Annotated in this window: 12 protein-coding genes; 10 read left to right on the forward strand and 2 right to left on the reverse strand. The window is 70.7% G+C overall.

The features are described 5' to 3' along the window. Nucleotides 1-14: 14 nt before the first annotated feature. Entirely contained in the window at nucleotides 15-2,858 is a 2,844-nt protein-coding gene (locus tag O2L01_RS10040; RefSeq protein WP_270121785.1) for a glycoside hydrolase family 3 protein, read from the forward strand. Continuing rightward, complete coding sequence (locus O2L01_RS10045; protein ID WP_270121786.1) at nucleotides 2,858-3,844, forward strand: LacI family DNA-binding transcriptional regulator; 987 nt, start codon at nucleotides 2,858-2,860, stop codon at nucleotides 3,842-3,844. Before O2L01_RS10040 ends, O2L01_RS10045 begins: the two co-directional genes overlap by 1 nt. A 91-nt stretch (nucleotides 3,845-3,935) precedes the next feature. On the opposite strand, the gene O2L01_RS10050 is transcribed toward O2L01_RS10045, so the two are convergent. Further along, nucleotides 3,936-4,751 carry a M23 family metallopeptidase gene (locus O2L01_RS10050; protein WP_270121787.1) on the reverse strand — a complete coding sequence of 272 codons (816 nt, stop codon included), beginning with the start codon at nucleotides 4,749-4,751 and terminating at the stop codon, nucleotides 3,936-3,938. A 347-nt stretch (nucleotides 4,752-5,098) separates the two neighbouring features. On the opposite strand from O2L01_RS10050, the gene O2L01_RS10055 reads away from it, so the two are divergent. Further along, a complete protein-coding gene (locus O2L01_RS10055; RefSeq protein ID WP_270121788.1) occupies nucleotides 5,099-6,718 on the forward strand; it encodes an ABC-F family ATP-binding cassette domain-containing protein in 1,620 nt (539 codons plus the stop codon). 170 nt (nucleotides 6,719-6,888) lie between these two features. Here the strand turns inward: O2L01_RS10055 and O2L01_RS10060 are convergent, their stop codons facing one another. Further along, on the reverse strand, nucleotides 6,889-8,151 hold the full coding sequence (locus O2L01_RS10060; RefSeq protein ID WP_270121789.1) for a hypothetical protein: 1,263 nt from the start codon (nucleotides 8,149-8,151) through the stop codon (nucleotides 6,889-6,891). A 104-nt stretch (nucleotides 8,152-8,255) separates the two neighbouring features. On the opposite strand from O2L01_RS10060, the gene O2L01_RS10065 reads away from it, so the two are divergent. The 7 genes from O2L01_RS10065 (at nucleotide 8,256) to O2L01_RS10095 (ending at nucleotide 16,583) form a co-directional block, all read left to right on the forward strand. Further along, a complete protein-coding gene (locus O2L01_RS10065; RefSeq protein ID WP_270121790.1) occupies nucleotides 8,256-8,522 on the forward strand; it encodes a helix-turn-helix domain-containing protein in 267 nt (88 codons plus the stop codon). Nucleotides 8,523-8,663: 141 nt separating this feature from the next. Continuing rightward, nucleotides 8,664-10,538 (forward strand): ABC transporter ATP-binding protein, encoded by a 1,875-nt coding sequence (locus O2L01_RS10070; protein WP_270121859.1) that lies wholly within the window; start codon nucleotides 8,664-8,666, stop codon nucleotides 10,536-10,538. Nucleotides 10,539-10,688: 150 nt separating this feature from the next. Continuing rightward, the gene (locus tag O2L01_RS10075; RefSeq protein WP_270121791.1) at nucleotides 10,689-10,892 is read left to right on the forward strand and encodes a cold-shock protein; all 204 of its coding nucleotides are present in this window, start codon (nucleotides 10,689-10,691) and stop codon (nucleotides 10,890-10,892) included. A gap of 119 nt (nucleotides 10,893-11,011) precedes the next feature. Then, the gene (locus tag O2L01_RS10080; protein ID WP_270121792.1) at nucleotides 11,012-12,034 is read left to right on the forward strand and encodes a GNAT family N-acetyltransferase; all 1,023 of its coding nucleotides are present in this window, start codon (nucleotides 11,012-11,014) and stop codon (nucleotides 12,032-12,034) included. Then, the gene (locus O2L01_RS10085; RefSeq protein ID WP_270121793.1) at nucleotides 12,031-13,053 is read left to right on the forward strand and encodes a GNAT family N-acetyltransferase; all 1,023 of its coding nucleotides are present in this window, start codon (nucleotides 12,031-12,033) and stop codon (nucleotides 13,051-13,053) included. The genes O2L01_RS10080 and O2L01_RS10085 overlap by 4 nt, the downstream gene beginning before the upstream one ends. A gap of 160 nt (nucleotides 13,054-13,213) precedes the next feature. Next, nucleotides 13,214-14,239 (forward strand): GNAT family N-acetyltransferase, encoded by a 1,026-nt coding sequence (locus O2L01_RS10090; RefSeq protein WP_270121794.1) that lies wholly within the window; start codon nucleotides 13,214-13,216, stop codon nucleotides 14,237-14,239. A gap of 334 nt (nucleotides 14,240-14,573) precedes the next feature. After that, nucleotides 14,574-16,583, forward strand: coding sequence for a DEAD/DEAH box helicase (locus O2L01_RS10095; RefSeq protein ID WP_270121795.1), 2,010 nt, complete (start codon nucleotides 14,574-14,576; stop codon nucleotides 16,581-16,583). Nucleotides 16,584-16,690: the final 107 nt, after the last annotated feature.

Below are 16,690 nucleotides of genomic sequence, written 5' to 3' on the forward strand. Positions count from 1 at the left end.
AAGGAAGTCCACCCATGAGCGACATCGAACCGCGTCCCGCCTTCCGCGACCCGAACGTGCCCCGCGCCGAGCGCGTCGCCGATCTCCTCTCCCGGCTCACCCTCGACGAGAAGATCGGCCTCCTGCACCAGTACCACCGTCCGGTCGAGCGACTCGGCATGGGCCCCTTCAAGACCGGCACCGAGGCCCTGCATGGCCTCGCGTGGCTCGGCGAGGCCACGGTCTTCCCGCAGGTGGTCGCTCTGGGCGCGACCTGGAACCCCGAGCTCGTGGAGCAGGTGGGCGCGGCCGTCGCCGACGAGGTGCTGGCCTTCAACCACAACGACCCGGTCAAGGTCGGGCGCAACGTCTGGGCCCCCACCGTCAACCCGCTGCGCGACCCCCGCTGGGGCCGCAACGAGGAGGGCTACTCCGAGGACGCCGGCATGACCGGCCTCATGGGCGCCGCCTACGCGCGGGGCCTTAAGGGCGACAACGGCTCCGTGTGGAAGACCGCGCCCACTGTCAAGCACTTCCTGGCGTACGGCAATGAGGCCGACCGCTGCATCACCTCTTCCAACATGCCGCCGCGCGTCCTCCGCGAATACGAGTTCGCCGCCCACCGCCCGGCACTGGCGAGCGGCGACGCGGTCGCGGTCATGCTCTCGTACAACCTCGTCAACGGCCGCCCCGCGCACGTGACGCCCCTGGTCAACGACGAGCTGCGCACCTGGACCGACGACGAGGTCTACATCGTCTCGGACGCCTACGCGCCCAACAACCTCGCGATCCTCCAGGGCTACTTCGAGGACCTCCCGACCGCCTACGCGGCCGCTGTGAAGGCCGGCCTCGACTCCTTCACCCAGGACGACGAGAACTCCCGCGACGTGCTGGTCCACGTCGAGACCGCCCTCGAGCGCGGCCTCCTCGACGAGGACGACATCGACACCGCTGTGCGCCGCAACCTCCACGTGCGCTTCGGTCTCGGCGAGTTCGACCCCGAAGACCCGTACGCGCACATCGGCGACGAGGTCGTCAACTCGCCCGAGCACCAGGCGCTCGCCCGCGAGGCCGCGACGCAGTCGATCACGCTCCTCAAGAACGACGGCATCCTGCCGCTCAGCGCTTCCGGCAAGAACGCCCCCAAGAAGATCGCCGTCATCGGCCCGCTCGCGGACACGCAGATGCAGGACTGGTACTCCGGCACCCTCCCGTACGCCGTCACCGCCCGCCAGGCCCTCGGCGAGCGCGCCGAGGTCGTCTACAGCGAGGCCGTCGACCGGATCCGCCTGCGCCACAAGACCGGCTACGTGACCGCGGTCGAGGACGGCAAGGCCCTCGAGATCACCGACGCCACCGGCGCGGCCGCCCAGTTCGACCTGTTCGACTGGGGCGGCTGGTCCTACACCGCCCGCAACGTCGTCACCGGGAAGTACGTGGACGGCCGCCTCGACGGCACCGTGGGCGCCGACTCGGTCGGCCCGCACGAGTTCGACGTGCACGAGACTTTCCGGATCGTGGAGATCGAAGGCGGCAAGGTCGCGATCCAGCAGATCCACGTCCTCGAAGGGGCCGAATCCGCCCGTTGGTTCGCCATCGCGGACGGCCGCCTCGTCATGAGCGACGACCGGACCGAAGCCGCCGAGTTCGACTTCGAGTTCGTCGCCAAGGGCGCCGAGCGGGCCGCCGAGCTCGCCCGCGACGCCGACGTCGTGATCGCCGTCCTCGGCGACCACCCGCTCGTCAACGGCCGCGAGACCGAGGACCGCACCGATCTGCGCCTCCCCGCCGCGCAGGAATGGCTCCTGCGAGATCTCCACGCGGCCAACCCGAATACGATCCTCGTCATGTCCTCCTCCTACCCCTTCGCCGCGAACTGGGCCGCCAAGCACCTCCCGGCCGTGGTGTGGTCGGGCCACGGCGGCCAGGAATGGGGCAACGCGCTCGCGGACGTCCTCTACGGCGACCGCGACCCCGAGGGCCGCCTCCCGCAGACCTGGTACACGGACGCCGCCGAGCTCCCCGCGATGCTCGACTACGACATCGTGGCCTCCGACGCGACCTACCTCTACTACCTCGGCCAGCCGCTCTACCCGTTCGGCCACGGCCTGTCCTATGCGGAGTTCAAGTACGCGAACCTGCAGGCCGACAAGGAGCACGCCGGGCCGGGCGACGAGTTCACCGTCACCGTCGACGTCACCAACGCCAGTGACCGCGAGGGCGTCGAGGTCGTGCAGCTCTACACCCACCAGTGCGGTTCGCGCGTGAAGCAGCCGCTGCGCCAGCTCCGCCGCTTCGCGAAGGTCCGCCTCGCCGCCGGCGAGACCCGCACCGTGACCTTCACCGTGCCCGTGGACGAACTCGCCCACTGGGACAACGTGACCGGCCGGATGATCATCGAGAAGTCCCGCCAGCGCCTCATGGTCGGCCGCTCCGCCACTGACATCGTCCTCTCCGCCTCGGTGCGCGTCGACGGCACCACGGTCGGTCCCCGCGACCTCTCCAAGCCCTTGGCCGCCACCGCGAACGACCTCTACGAGGGCGTCCTGTGGCGCGACGAGAACCGCACCAGCGGCGACGTGATCGCCGCCGAGGAGGCGGGCGGCTGGATCATGCTGGGCGACTGCGACTTCGCGGACGGGTACGCCACCGTCACCGCCCGCGTGGCCGGCCAGGCCGCGCAACTGCAACTGCGCGTGGACGACCCGCTCGACGGCGACGTGCTCGCCAAGATCGACACCCCGGCCACCGACGGCGTGTACGACTACACGGACGTCACGGTCGAGGTCAGCCGCATCGAAGGCGTCAAGGACCTGTACGTGGCCTTCGAGTCCGGGCCCGTGCGCCTGGCCTCCCTGACCTTCGCCAAGGAGTCGTAGTGGCCGGTCGAGGCGTCACGATCGCCGATGTAGCGGCCCGCGCCGGCGTCGCCGCCAGCACCGTCTCGTATGTGCTGAGCGGGAAGCGGTCGATCTCCCCGGAGACGGCCGACCGCGTCATGGCGGCCGTGGCCGACCTCGGCTACCACCCGCACGCCGGGGCGCGCGCGCTCGCCTCCCGGCGGGCGGGGGTCGTCGCGATGATGCTCCCGCTGCGCGACGGCATGCACCTGCCGGTGCTCATGCAGTTCGCCTCGGGCGCGGTCACCGAGGCCCGCCGCCACGACCAGGACGTGCTGCTCATGACCGCGGACGAAGGCCCGGCCGGTCTCGCCCGGGTCGCCGCCTCGGCCATAGTGGACGGACTCATCCTCATGGACGTGGAGGTCCGCGACCCGCGCGTGGAGGCCTTGCGCCGCTTGGGACTCCCGAGCGTCCTCATCGGCTTCCCGGCGGACGCCGAAGGCCTCACCTGCGTCGACCTCGACTTCGAGGCGGCCGGGCGGGTGTGCGCGCAGTACCTCGTGGAGCGCGGGTGCGGCGACATCGCCCTGCTCGGCGCCTCCGAGGCGGTCTACGCGCGCCGCACCGGCTTCGCCGAGCGCGTGCGCGAGGGCTTCCTGAGCCGCAACGCCGCGCGCGCCGAGGTCTGGCCGTGCCCGGACGACGCGGCCTCCGTGCAGCGCACCGTGAAGGAGCTCCTGACCTCCAAACCGGAGCTCACCGGCCTCGCCGTCCACAACGAGCCGGCCGTCGGGCACGTCATGCACGCGCTTGCGGACGCGGGCCGGCGCGTGGGGGAGGACTTCCACGTGGTCGTCATCGGCCCCGACGAGGTCGCCGAGCGCACCCACCCGCAGCTCCCGTCGGTGCTCGTCCCGGCTGAGACCCTCGCCGAGACCGCCGTGCGCCACCTGATGCGCAAGCTCGACGGCATCGACGTCCCGGACTCGACGCTCATCGAACCGCAGCTGACGCTGCGCTGACGCATACGCAGAACGGCGGCCCCAAGGGAGATGAAACCCTGGGGCCGCCGCTTTCTATTCTCTTATAAGGAGAGAGAAAGGTCTGTTCGCGCTAGCCGACGTCCACGCCCTGGTCTTGGAGCCAGGCGAGGGAGTCGACCTTCTCGTCGTCGATCAGCACCTCGAAGTGCAGGTGCGGACCGGTCACGTTGCCGGTGGAGCCGGTGAGGATGATCGTGTCGCCCTTCGACACCTCGTCACCCACCTCGACGAGCACTTCGGAGGCGTGCGCGTAGCGCGTCTGCACGCCGTCGCCGTGGTCGACGTAGACCACGTTCCCGTAGCCGCCCTCCTCGTAGCCGACATAGGTCACGGTGCCGTCGCCGACGACCGAGATCGGGTCGCCCTCGAAGCTGCCGAAGTCGGTGCCGCCGTGCAGGCGGCCGTCGCGCATCCCGAAGAACGAGGTGATCGGGGCGTCCGTGGGAGCCATCCACGGGTTCGCCGCCTCGGCGGCCTCGGCCGCGGCGCGCTCCGCCTCCTCAGCCGCCTGCTTGGCGGCCTCCTCGGCGGCGGCCTGCTTGGCGGCCTCCTCAGCGGCCTCCTTCGCGGCCTGCTCGTCGGCGACGCGCTTCGCCTCGGCGGCGGCGGCCGCCTCGGCCTGGTCGCGCGCGGCCTTCTCGGCGGCCCACTCGGTCTCCATCCCGGCCAGGACGGTGTCGACCTGCCACTCGGACTGGACGACCGTGTCGTTCTGCTGGTCCTGCGCCTCGGCGGCCTGCGCCGCGGCGTTGTGCCCGGAGAGGGCGGCGAGTCCGGAGCCCACGATGATCGCGGCGGCGAGCCCGCCGTTCACGAAGCGCCAACTGTGACGTTCGCGACGGATGCGGCGGCTCCGGATCACGGCCTTGAGCCGGCGGCTGGTCATTTCTCTGCCAGCGGATTCGCTGGTGTCGTCATGTTTGCCCATAGCGCGGGGAAACGTAACAGACCCGAATTGGACAACAAGCCCACGACCAGGTGATACAACGCTGAAACTGGTCCTCTTGCGGCAGAGGTCGGCACCCCGGGGCGGCCGCGCCTCCACCGAACGGAGGAGCTCGACCACGGAGTGTGAACGTGCGGCTCCTCATGGTGGCACCGGTTATATCGACATGACCGTGACGTACGACGCCGCCTAAACTTGGAAAGTCTGCGGCAAGACGCTCATACGGTCTTGCCCGCCATCGCCCGGTCGCCGTCCATTCGGCCGCCATCGCCTGAAGGAGTCCCCACATGATCACTGCCACCGGTCTCGAGCTGCGCGCCGGGTCGCGCATCCTCCTGTCCGGGGCCGATCTGCGGATCCAGCCCGGCGACAGGATCGGCCTCGTCGGACGCAACGGCGCCGGCAAGACCACCACCATGAACGTGCTCGCCGGGCTCACCCAGCCCTACGCGGGCAAGATCGAGAACAACGGCCCCTTCGGGTACCTCCCGCAGGACCCGCGCTTCGCCGACCTCTCGCAGACCGCCTCCAACCGCGTGCTCTCCGCCCGCGGCCTCGACCAGCTCATCGCCGACCTCGCCAAGACCGAGGCCGCCCTCGCCGAGGTCGCCGACGACGCCAAGCGCGACAAGCTCGTCAACCGCTACTCCCGCCTCGAAGAGCAGTTCTCCGCCCGCGGCGGCTACCAGGCCGAGTCCGAGGCCGCCCGCATCTGCTCCAAGCTCGGCCTCGAGGACCGCATCCTCGCCCAGCCGCTCGAGACCCTCTCCGGCGGCCAGCGCCGCCGCGTCGAGCTCGCCCGCATCCTCTTCTCCGACGACGGCGACGGCATCCTCCTGCTCGACGAGCCCACCAACCACCTCGACGCCGACTCCATCAACTGGCTCCGCGGCTTCCTCGCCGGGCACAAGGGCGGCCTCGTCCTCATCACCCACGACGTGGAACTGCTCGACGAGGTCGTCAACACGGTGTGGTTCCTCGACCCCACCCGCTCCGTCATCGACGCCTACAACCTCGGCTGGAAGGCCTACCAGCGCCAGCGCGCCGAGGACGCCGAGCGCCGCCGCCGCGAGCGCGCCAACGCAGAGAAGAAGGCCGCGACCCTCACCAAGCAGGCCGCGAAGCTCGGCGCCAAGGCCACCAAGGCCAAGGCCGCCAAGGGCATGATCCGCCGCGCCGAGGAGATGCTCGACAACCTCGAAGAGGACCTGCTGCAGGAGAAGGTCGCCGACGTGCGCCTGCCGCAGCCGGCCCCGTGCGGCAAGGTCCCGCTCACCGCCTCGGGCCTCTCGAAGTCGTACGGCTCGCTCGAGATCTTCACCGGCGTCGACCTCGCCATCGACCGCGGCTCCCGCGTGGTCATCCTCGGCCTCAACGGCGCGGGCAAGACCACGCTGCTGCGGATGCTCGCCGGGACCCTCGAGCCCGACACCGGCCAGGTCGAGCCCGGCTACGGCCTGCGCATCGGCTACTTCGCGCAGGAGCACGACACGCTCGACCACACCGGCACGGTGCTCGAGCAGATGCAGTCGGCCGCCTCCGACTCCGGCGCGGACCTCCCGGACGCGGACCTGCGGAAGATCCTGGGCGCGTTCCTGTTCCCCGGGGACGACGTGCACAAGCCCGTGCACGTGCTCTCCGGCGGCGAGAAGACGCGGCTGGCGCTGGCGAGCCTGGTGTGCTCGGGCGCGAACGTGCTGCTGCTCGACGAGCCCACGAACAACCTCGACCCGGCGAGCCGCCAGCAGGTGCTCGACGCGGTCGACGGCTTCACCGGCGCGATCGTGATGGTGACGCACGACCCGGGCGCGGTCGAGGCGCTGCGCCCCGAGCGCGCGATCCTCCTGCCCGACGGCGACGAGGACCTGTGGTCGGACGACCTGATGGAACTGGTCGAGCTGGCGTAGCCGCGCCGCGCTGGCGACCGGCGGCGGCTGCACGGCCGCACTTTCGGGTGACACGGGGCCGCGAGGCCCCCGTTTCGTCGTACCCGGCCGGGACGCTGGGCCTACAGTCGCTTCCCCTCAAGTGGTGGGTGGGGGCTGTGGACGGCAGATGATGCAACCCGAAGCCGCGCTCATCCGGAGTACATGAGCACGATCGCCGCGCAAGCACCCGCTCCGGCGGTCACCAGCGGCACCCGCACCGACCGGGCGCGCTGCTCGCCGGGCTTCCCGGCGGCGCCCGCGCCGGTCCGGGGCGCGGTGGCGGCCACGATCAGCCACGGGCACAAGGCGATCCACCCGTACTCGGGCTGCTCAGGATTCGATCCGCTCAGCGGCGCGATCATGAGCGCCAGCACCGGGCCGATCATGAGCGGCCACGCCGAGCTCGACCCGAAGCGGCGCAGGCTCTCGATGATCGCCGGGCCGCACGCCACGCACACGAGCGCGGGCATGAGCGCGAGCCACCACAGCTGCCCCGGGTGCGCCGCGATCTCTCCGATCGCCGCGTTGTAGGTGTCGACGAGCCCGTACGGCCACGAGTTCCCCAGGGCCGCTGCCAACCCCAGGACCGCCAGCGCCGCGGCGGCCGCGACGAGGATCTGCGACGAGCGGCGCCGGGCGAAGAAGATGGCAAGCAGCGAGACGGCGAACCACGCCGCCCCGTAGGAGAGCAGCGCCGCGATCCCGAGGAGGCCGCCCGCGGCGGCGGCGCCCCAGAACGCGTCCGAGCCGCGCACATGCCGTTCGGAGACCACTGCGCCGCAAGCGAGCACGGCCGCGCAGGCCGCCGCCGAGATCCCGTCGATGCCCAGCGTCATCCAGGCCGCCCACGGCCCGAGGATGAGCACCGGCGCGAGCGACCGCGCCGCGACGGGTCCGGCCACGGACTTGACCGCGACGATCGTCAGCGGCACCGCGAGGCACGAGATCGCGATCACCGTGATCGCCAGGCCCGCCTGCGATCCGGTGTACGACACGAGGAGCGCGATCGCCTGGCGCGCACCGGCGGTCGCGGTCGTCATCGTCGTGGGGTCCACATTGGTGTGCAGTGCGCCGGACCAGGTGATCGACGCGAGGTAGGAGAGCACCAGCAGCGTGTTCCACGGCATCCGCGCAGCGGCGGGCCGCGACGCGACCGCCAGCACCGCGGCGGCCGTGAGCGGCGCGACGACCATGCCCGCGGTCACATGGAACTGGAGGTTCTGCGCCGGCCACCAGGGGAGTGTCGAGGGGCCGACCACTTCGGACGAGGTCTCGACCGCGACCGACGCGAGGGTCAGGGTCGCCACCAGCAGCGTGATCCAGATGGCGACGTCGCGCACGCGGCCATGGCGGTGCCGGGCCGGGGCGAGGGCGTCGACCTGGTCGGTGAGTGAGGTCTGCGGTGCGGTCACGTTACGAAACTATCGGGTATCCGACACAAGCGACCGCCGGGCGAGAAAACTCCGGCAAACTTCACAACGCACCTTCATTACCCTCCGTGCATAGGAAAGGACACATGGCACCAGAGGTTCCACCCCGCAGCAGTGGTGTTCCCGGCCTCCCCCCGGCCGAATCCACCAGGACCGACCCCAACCGGCAGGTCCGGGGCCCAGAGCGGCGCGAGCTCACCGAGTTCGTGAGCGCCGAGTACGAGAAAGGCAGGAGCATCCGGGACATCGCCTCAACCATAGGGCGCTCGTACGGGTTCGTGCACCGGCTCCTCGCCGAGTCCGGCACGGAGCTGCGCACCCGGGGAGGCGCCCGCAAGGGCCCGCGGAAATAACCGGGCCGGGCCGGGCGTTGACGGTGTCGACTAGAGCAGCTCGAAGCCCAAGCCCACCCGCTCCGCGCCCGCAAGGCGGCCGCGAGCGCAGCCGACGAACACGCTTGGGCACACCTGAACACAGGAGGCCCAGTGTCATCGATGGGACCGGCCGGATGGGAAGCCATGCGCTCCCTGCGGCGCGCCGACGACCTCAAAGGCGTCAAGCTCTCCGCCGGCGTGAAGCGCCGCATCCTCCGCTTCGCGCGGCCGTACCGGCGCGACATCGTGTTCTTCATCGCGCTCGTCACGCTCATCGCCGCTATCGGCGTCGCCACCCCGGTGCTCGCCGGTGACATCGTCAACGAGCTCACCGGCGCGAACGGCACCCAGCGCGGGGTCGTCACCATCGCCGCGATCATCGCCGGCCTCGCCGCGGTCGAAGGCCTCCTCAACCTCGCCATGCGCTGGTACGGCGCGAAACTCGGCGAGGGCATCATCTTCGACCTGCGGCGGGTCGTGTTCGACCACGTCCAGTCGATGCCCGTGGCGTTCTTCACCCGCTCCCAGACCGGCGCGCTCGTCTCGCGCCTCAACAACGACGTGATGGGCGCGCAGCGCGCCTTCACGAGCACCCTCTCCGGGCTCGTCTCGAACGGCATCGCCGTCGCGCTCATCATCGGCGTCATGTTCTTCCAGTCCTGGCAGATCACGCTGCTCTCGCTCGTGCTCGTCCCGGTGTTCCTGGTGCCCGCCAAGTGGGTCGGCCGCAAGCTCGCGGCGCTCACCAAGGAGAGCTTCGACCTGAACGCGGCCATGAACACGCAGATGGCCGAGCGGTTCAACGTCGGCGGCGCGATGCTCGTCAAGCTCTTTGGCCGCCCCGAGACCGAGTCGACGGACTTCGCGGACAAGGCCGACCGGGTGCGCGGCATCGGCATCACCACCGCGATGTACGCCCGCACGTTCATCGTCGCCCTCACCCTCGTCGCCGGCCTCTCGCAGGCCCTCGCGTACGGCCTCGGCGGCGCGCTCGTCTTCGCCGGGCAGCTCAGCGCCGGCACCGTCGTCACCCTCGCGCTCCTGCTCACCCGCCTGTACGGCCCGCTCACGGCCCTGTCGAACGTCCGCGTCGACGTCATGAGCGCCCTCGTGAGCTTCCAGCGCGTCTTCGAGGTGCTCGACCTCCAGCCCCTCATCCGCGAGAAGGACGACGCCCGCGACCTCCCCGTGGGCGCCGCCTCGATCGCCTTCCGCGACGTGCGCTTCCGCTACCCCACCGCCGACGAGGTCTCCCTCGCGAGCCTCGAGGACCTCGCCCGCCCCGACCGCTCCGACAACGGCCGCCAGATCCTCGACGGCGTCTCCTTCGAGGTCGCCCCAGGGGAACTCGTGGCCCTCGTCGGCCACTCCGGCGGCGGCAAGACCACCACCGCGACCCTCGTGCCGCGCCTCTACGACGTCACCGAAGGCGCCGTCGAGGTCGGCGGCGTCGACGTGCGCGACCTCAAGGCCACCTCGCTCGCCGCCCACATCGGCATGGTCACCCAGGACGCGCACCTCTTCCACGACACCGTCCGGGAGAACCTCCGATACGCCCGCCCCAACGCGAGCGACGACGAGATCTGGGAGGCGCTCGACCGCGCCCAGATCGGCGACACCGTCCGCCGCCTCGAGTCCGGGCTCGGCACCGTCGTCGGCGAACGCGGCTACCGCTTCTCCGGCGGCGAGAAGCAGCGCCTCGCGATCGCCCGCGTCCTCCTCAAGGCCCCGCCGATCGTCATCCTCGACGAGGCCACCGCCCACCTCGACTCCGAATCCGAGGCCGCCGTCCAGCGCGCCCTCGACTCCGCCCTCGAAGGCCGCACCTCCCTCGTCATCGCCCACCGCCTCTCCACCGTGCGGCGGGCGGACAGGATCGTCGTCATCGAGGAAGGCAAGGTCGCCGAGTCCGGAACCCACGATCAGCTCGTCGACCGCGGCGGCCTGTACGCCGAGCTTTACAAGACCCAATTCGAGGGAGCCGGAGTACTGTAGGGTGCAGAAGCCGGTTCGGAGTATTCTTCGCCGAAGTGGTGAAAGGCCAGCAATGGCAGCACAGACAGGCCTCGCCGCCGCAGGCCGCGCCGGGTTCCCGGCACGGCTGAACGGCGGGCCTGGAAATCAACATCGCAAGGAAACGTAGTAATGGCGCAAGGCACTGTTAAGTGGTTCAACTCCGAAAAGGGCTTCGGCTTCATCCAGCCTGATGGCGAGGGTCCCGACATCTTCGTCCACTTCTCCGCCATCACCGGCAGCGGCTACCGGTCGCTCGAGGAGAACCAGCGGGTCGAGTTCGACATCGAGCAGGGACAGAAGGGCCCGCAGGCCGCCAACCTGCGCGCACTCTAAGCCGACTAGCCGAAGCCGCTGCCCTTCCAAGTGGAGGACAGCGGCTTCCGTCTACCCGGCGCCCCGCGACCACCGAAACCCGTTTGTGACCACCCCTCGCGGCACGGCACACTGTCCCGATGGAAATCATCGAGTTCGACGCCGCCGACCCCGCCCTCGTCGACCAGGCCTTCGCCCTCCTCACCGCCGCCCACCGCGCGGACACCCCCGAGAACCCCGTCCCCGCCGAGCGCTTCTTCAAGACCCTCTTCACCCACGCCTTCCCCGGCCGCGAGAACCACTGGTACGGCTGCGTCGAGAACGGCGAGCTGCTCGGCCACGCCCGCCTCACCTTCTTCACCGACGAGAACCGCGAGCTCGCGATGCTCCGCTTCGGCGCGGTCCACCCCGACCACCGCGGCCGCGGCGTCGGCACCGCCCTCCTCGACCAGGTCGAACGCGCCAGCGCCGCGAACGGCCGCACCACCGTCCTCACCGGCGCCTCCGCGTACTGGGAAGGCGGCCCGGCCCGCGACGAGGCGTTCGCGCGCTTCCTCGAGGCCCGCGGCTTCGCCAAGGCCCTCACCACGGTCAACCGCCGCAGCCCCGTCGACCCGCTCGGCGCCGAACGCGAGACCGAGGCCTACGAGAAGGCGCTGGCCGCCGCCGGCGACGCCTACGAGGTGCGCCAATGGGTCGGGCCCGTCCCCGACGACCTCCTGAACACCATGTGCCGCATGGAGACCATGATCATCAACGAGATCCCCTTGGGGGAGATCGAGATGGAGGTCGAGCACATGACCCCCGAGAAGCTGCGCGCCCGCGAGGCCGTCTACGCCGCCGAAGGCCGCGTCATCGTCAACTCCGTCGCCCTCGACCCGAACGGCGAGATCGTCGCCTGGACCGAGGTCAGTGTGGACGAAGGCGACTACCGCGACGCCCACCAGGGCATCACCATCGTCGACCCGGCCCACCGCGGCCACCGCCTCGGCCTGCTCCTCAAGCTCGCGAACCTCCGCCAGATCCGCGACCGGTTCCCGCACGTCGAGTACATCTGGACGGACAACGCCGACGTCAACGCCCCGATGATCGCCATCAACGAACTCCTCAACTACACCACGGTCGACGCCAGCGTCGAATACCAGCTCAAGGTCGCCGCGTGACCTTCGAGATCCGCCGCGTCGACCCCGCCGACGAAGTGACCCTGCGGCAGGTCCACGGCCTCTTCGAGGCGGTGCGCGCCACCGAGACCCCGGAGATCGCGCCCACCCCCGAAGCGCATTACGCCGGGGCCCTCCAGCACCCGAAGCCGAACTCCGAGGAGCGCTGCCACGTCGCGGTCGAGGACGGCACCGTACTCGGGCAGACCTGGATCTACCTGCCGCACAAGGAGAACACGCATTACGCCGAGGCCGAGCTGGCCGTCCACCCGGACCACCGCCGCCGCGGCGCGGGCACCGCCCTCCTCGACCACCTCCTGCAACTCGCGAAGGAGGAGAAGCGCAGCGAACTCGTCGTCATGGCCCGCACCACGTTCGCGGGCGGCCCCGACCGGCCCGACACCGGAGCGAGATTCCTTGAGCGGCACGGCTTCACACCCGCGCTCACCGAGGTCGCCCGCTGCCTCCGGCTCGACGACCTCGACGCCGAAGCGGAACAACGCCTCTGGGACGAGTCCATCGGGTTCGCCGCCGACTACGAACTCGTCTCGTGGATCGGCCGCTGCCCCGAGCAGTACGTCGAAGGGCTCGGCCGCATCGACTCCCGGATCTTCGCCGAGATCCCCCTCGGGGACCTCGACCTGCGCCCCCGCACGATCGACGCCGACTTCGTGCGCGCCCGCGAGGCCCAAGCCGAAGCCCAGGACCACCTCCTCATCCGCACCATCGCCGTCCACCGCGCCACCGGCGAGGTCGCCGCCAACACGCTCATCTACGCCCACGCGGGCCAGAGCCACGCCGACCAGGCCATCACCATCGTCGACCCGGCCCACCGCGGCCACCGCCTCGGCCTGCTCGCCAAGCTCGCGAACCTCCGGCAGGTGCGCGAGCACCACGACCACGTCACCGCCATCTGGACCGGCAACGCCGACACGAACGCCAACATGGTCGCCATCAACGACCGGCTCGGCTTCCGCCCCGTCGACGCCCGCGTCTCCTACAAGCGCCTCATCGCGCTCTAGCGATTCCGGGCCGGGCGCGAGCCCGGCCCGGATCCCCCAGCACCCCAACGGTTCCGGCGAATCGGACATACTCGCGCCGCATCGACGCCTGATCAGCCGGGCAATGTCCGAAATCGAAATTCGATTGCCCGGTGTCGTCCCCACTCACCACACTGGCGTTATGGAAATCATCGAACTCGATCCCGCTGACGGCGACCTCGTCTCCGGCGCATACGACGTCATGGTCGCCTCCCACAAGGCCGACCATCCCGAGAACCCCGCCCCGCACCGCGGCAGCTTCGTCGCCGGCCTGAGCTACCCGCCGCCCGACCAGGACGAGGCGCATTTCGTCGCCGTCGAGGACGGCCGAGTCGTCGCCACCATGGGCATCGGCCTCCCCAACCGCTCCAACCTGCACTTCGGCTGGGCCTGGGGCAGCGTCCACCCCGAGCACCGCCGCAAGGGCATCGGCTCGGCGCTCCTGGAGCACTTCATCGCGTACGCGCGCGAGCACGGCCGCACCGAACTCACCCTCGACACCCATATGGCCTGGGAGAACGGTGTCGAACGGGCCAAGGCCGGCCGGTCGTTCCTCGAGAAGCACGGCTTCAAGCTCGCGCTCACCACGATCAACCGCAGTTGCGCCGTGGACGCCCTCGCCGCCGACACCGAGCAGGCCCTGCTCGACAAGGCCCGCGCCGCCGCCGGCGACGACTACGAGATCATCTCCTGGATCGGGCGCACCCCCGAAGAACTCGTCGAGACGATGGCCCGCATCGACTCCACGATCCTCGCGGAGGTCCCCCTCGGCGACCTCGAGCTCGAACCCGAGACCATCGACGCGGAACTCAAGCGCGCCAAGCAGGACCGCACCGAGGCCATGGGCCTCAAGGTCGTCCAGACCGTCGCCCGGTACCGCGGCTCCGGCGAGGTCGTCGCCAACACGTGCGTGTTCCTTCACGACGACGGCGAGTTCCCGGACGCCTACCAGGGCATCACGATCGTCGACAAGGACCACCGCGGCCACCGCCTCGGCCTCCTCCTCAAGCTCGAGAACCTGCGGCTCCTGCGCGAGAACTTCCCGCACCTCCGTGCCATCTGGACGGACAACGCCGACGTCAACGCCCCGATGATCGACATCAACGTCACCCTCGGATACGAGATCGTCGACGCCAACGGCGAATTCCTGCGCAAGTTCGAGGCCTGACCCGGCGGTGCCGCGTCTCCCGAGGACGCGGCCTCGAAATGGTGTCTCTAGGCACAAGCCGACCGTGGAGGTGGCGAGCCCCCGCCACGGTCGGCTATTGTCATTAGCTGGCCCTCTTTGTGGCCCGATCAGGCGCGTCCCGCCCTATCACCGTCGGCTCATGGTGAACCAAATCTCCGCGGAACGTGCGTCACTACGAAGTCGTTCTCGCGGAAGGCGAACCATGACCCTTGACAAAACTGTGCCGAATGCTGCCATCAGTGAATCCGACACAGCTCTCGAAACTCTTGAAACCCCCGAAACCGCCCCGGAGACCTCCGGCGCGGAAGCGGCCGTGACCGAGGCCCCCGCCACGGTTGAGACCGCTGCCGAGGCCGCTCCGGCCGAGGCCACCGAAACCGTTGCGGCGGAAGCGACTCCCGCTGAGGAGTTCACCGTCGAGACCGACGAGGTCCCGGTCTACACCGGCCCGTCCTTCGACGAACTCGGCCTGCCCGAGAAGATCACCGCCGCGCTGGCCGAGCAGGGCATCGTGACGCCCTTCCCGATCCAGGCCGCGACGATTCCGGACGCCCTCGCCGGGCGCGACATCCTCGGCCGCGGCCAGACCGGCTCGGGCAAGACCCTGGCCTTCGGCCTGCCGACCCTGGCGCGCCTCGCCGCCGGCGGCCGCACCCGCGCCAAGCGCCCCCGTGCGATCATCCTGACCCCGACCCGCGAGCTGGCGATCCAGGTCGCCGAGTCGCTGCAGACCTTCGGCGACGCCGTCGGCATCGACATGAAGGTCGTCTGCGGCGGCACCGCGTTCAACCGCCAGATCGACGCGCTCCGCGCCGGGGTCGACATGCTCGTCGCCACCCCGGGCCGCCTGCGCGACCTGATCCGCCGCGGCGAGTGCTCGCTCGAGGACATCGAGCTGGCGATCCTCGACGAGGCCGACCAGATGGCCGACATGGGCTTCCTGCCCGAGGTCGAGGAGCTGTTCGACATGCTCCCCGTCGGCGGCCAGCGCATGCTCTTCTCCGCCACGCTGGAGAAGGAGATCGACGTCCTGGTGCGCAAGTACCTGCAGGACCCGGTCACCCACTCGGTCGACCCGTCGGCCGGCTCGGTCACCACCATGACCCACCACCTGCTGCTCATCGGCCCGCGCGACAAGGCCACGATGACGGCCGCCGTCGCCGCCCGCCCGGGTCTGACGATGGTGTTCGTCCGCACGCAGCTCGCCGTCGACCGGATCGCCGAGGAACTGCGCGAGCAGGGCGTCAAGGCCGAGGGCCTGCACGGCGGCATGTCGCAGGTCGACCGCTCCAAGGTCCTCGACCGCTTCAAGAACGGGCGCCTCGACGCCCTCGTCTGCACCGACGTCGCGGCCCGCGGCATCCACGTGGACGGCGTCGACATGGTCCTCCACGTCGACCCGCCGAAGACCCACAAGGACTACCTGCACCGCGCCGGGCGCACCGCCCGCGCCGGCCAGTCCGGACACGTCGCGACCCTGGTGCTGCCGCACCAGAACCGCAGCATGTTCAGCCTGATCGAGCGTGCGGGCGTGGAGGCCCAGCGCCACTACGTGAACGACAACTTCGACCCCGAGCTGACCGCGCTCATGGGCGCCCGCAACTTCACCGACCTCCGGGCGGTGGCGGCGGACCACCAGGCCTCGCAGAACGACGCCGAGGCCGCGCGCCTCGAGCAGCAGATCCAGCGCCTGAAGGAGGACGCCGAGGGCCTGCGCGCCCAGGCGGCCCGTCTGCGTGAGCAGGCCGAGCGCGAGATCCTCGACCCGCCGAAGCGCCGCGACCGCGATGACCGCGGCCCGCGCCGCGAGCGTGACGACCGCAGCGGCGGCGAGCGCCGTGGCGGCGGCTACCGCGGCCAGGGCGGCGACCGTGGCGGCTACCGCGGCAACCGCGAGGGCGGCTCGGGCGGCGGCTACCGCGGCAACCGTGAAGGCGGTTCCGGTGGCGGCTACCAGGGCAACCGCGACGGCGGCGGCTACCGCGGCAACCGCGAGGGCGGTTCCGGCGGTGGTTACCAGGGCAACCGCGACGGCGGCGGCTACCGCGGCAACCGCGAAGGCGGGGGCTACAGCGGTGGCGGCGAGCGTCGCAGCTACGGCGACCGCGACAACCGCGGCGGTGGCTTCCGCGGCGGCGACAGCCGCAGCGGCGGTTACAGCGGTGGCGGCGAGCGCCGCAGCTACGGCGACCGCGACAACCGCGGTGGCGGCGGCTTCCGCAGCGACGACCGCGGCAGCCGCAGCGGTTTCCGCGGCGACGACCGGGGCAGCCGTGAAGGCGGCGGCTTCCGCGGCGACCGCGAGCGTCGCAACCGCTGGTAAGCACTGAACCGCCGGTCAGCACTGACTGAAGAAGCGGCCCTGGGGAACTCGGTTCCCCAGGGCCGCGGCGCCAGTACAAAGACCGCGCCGTTGCCAAAAGCCCCAAT

It is taken from the genome of Glycomyces lechevalierae (assembly GCF_027622945.1).
GTDB lineage: Bacteria > Actinomycetota > Actinomycetes > Mycobacteriales > Micromonosporaceae > Glycomyces > Glycomyces rutgersensis.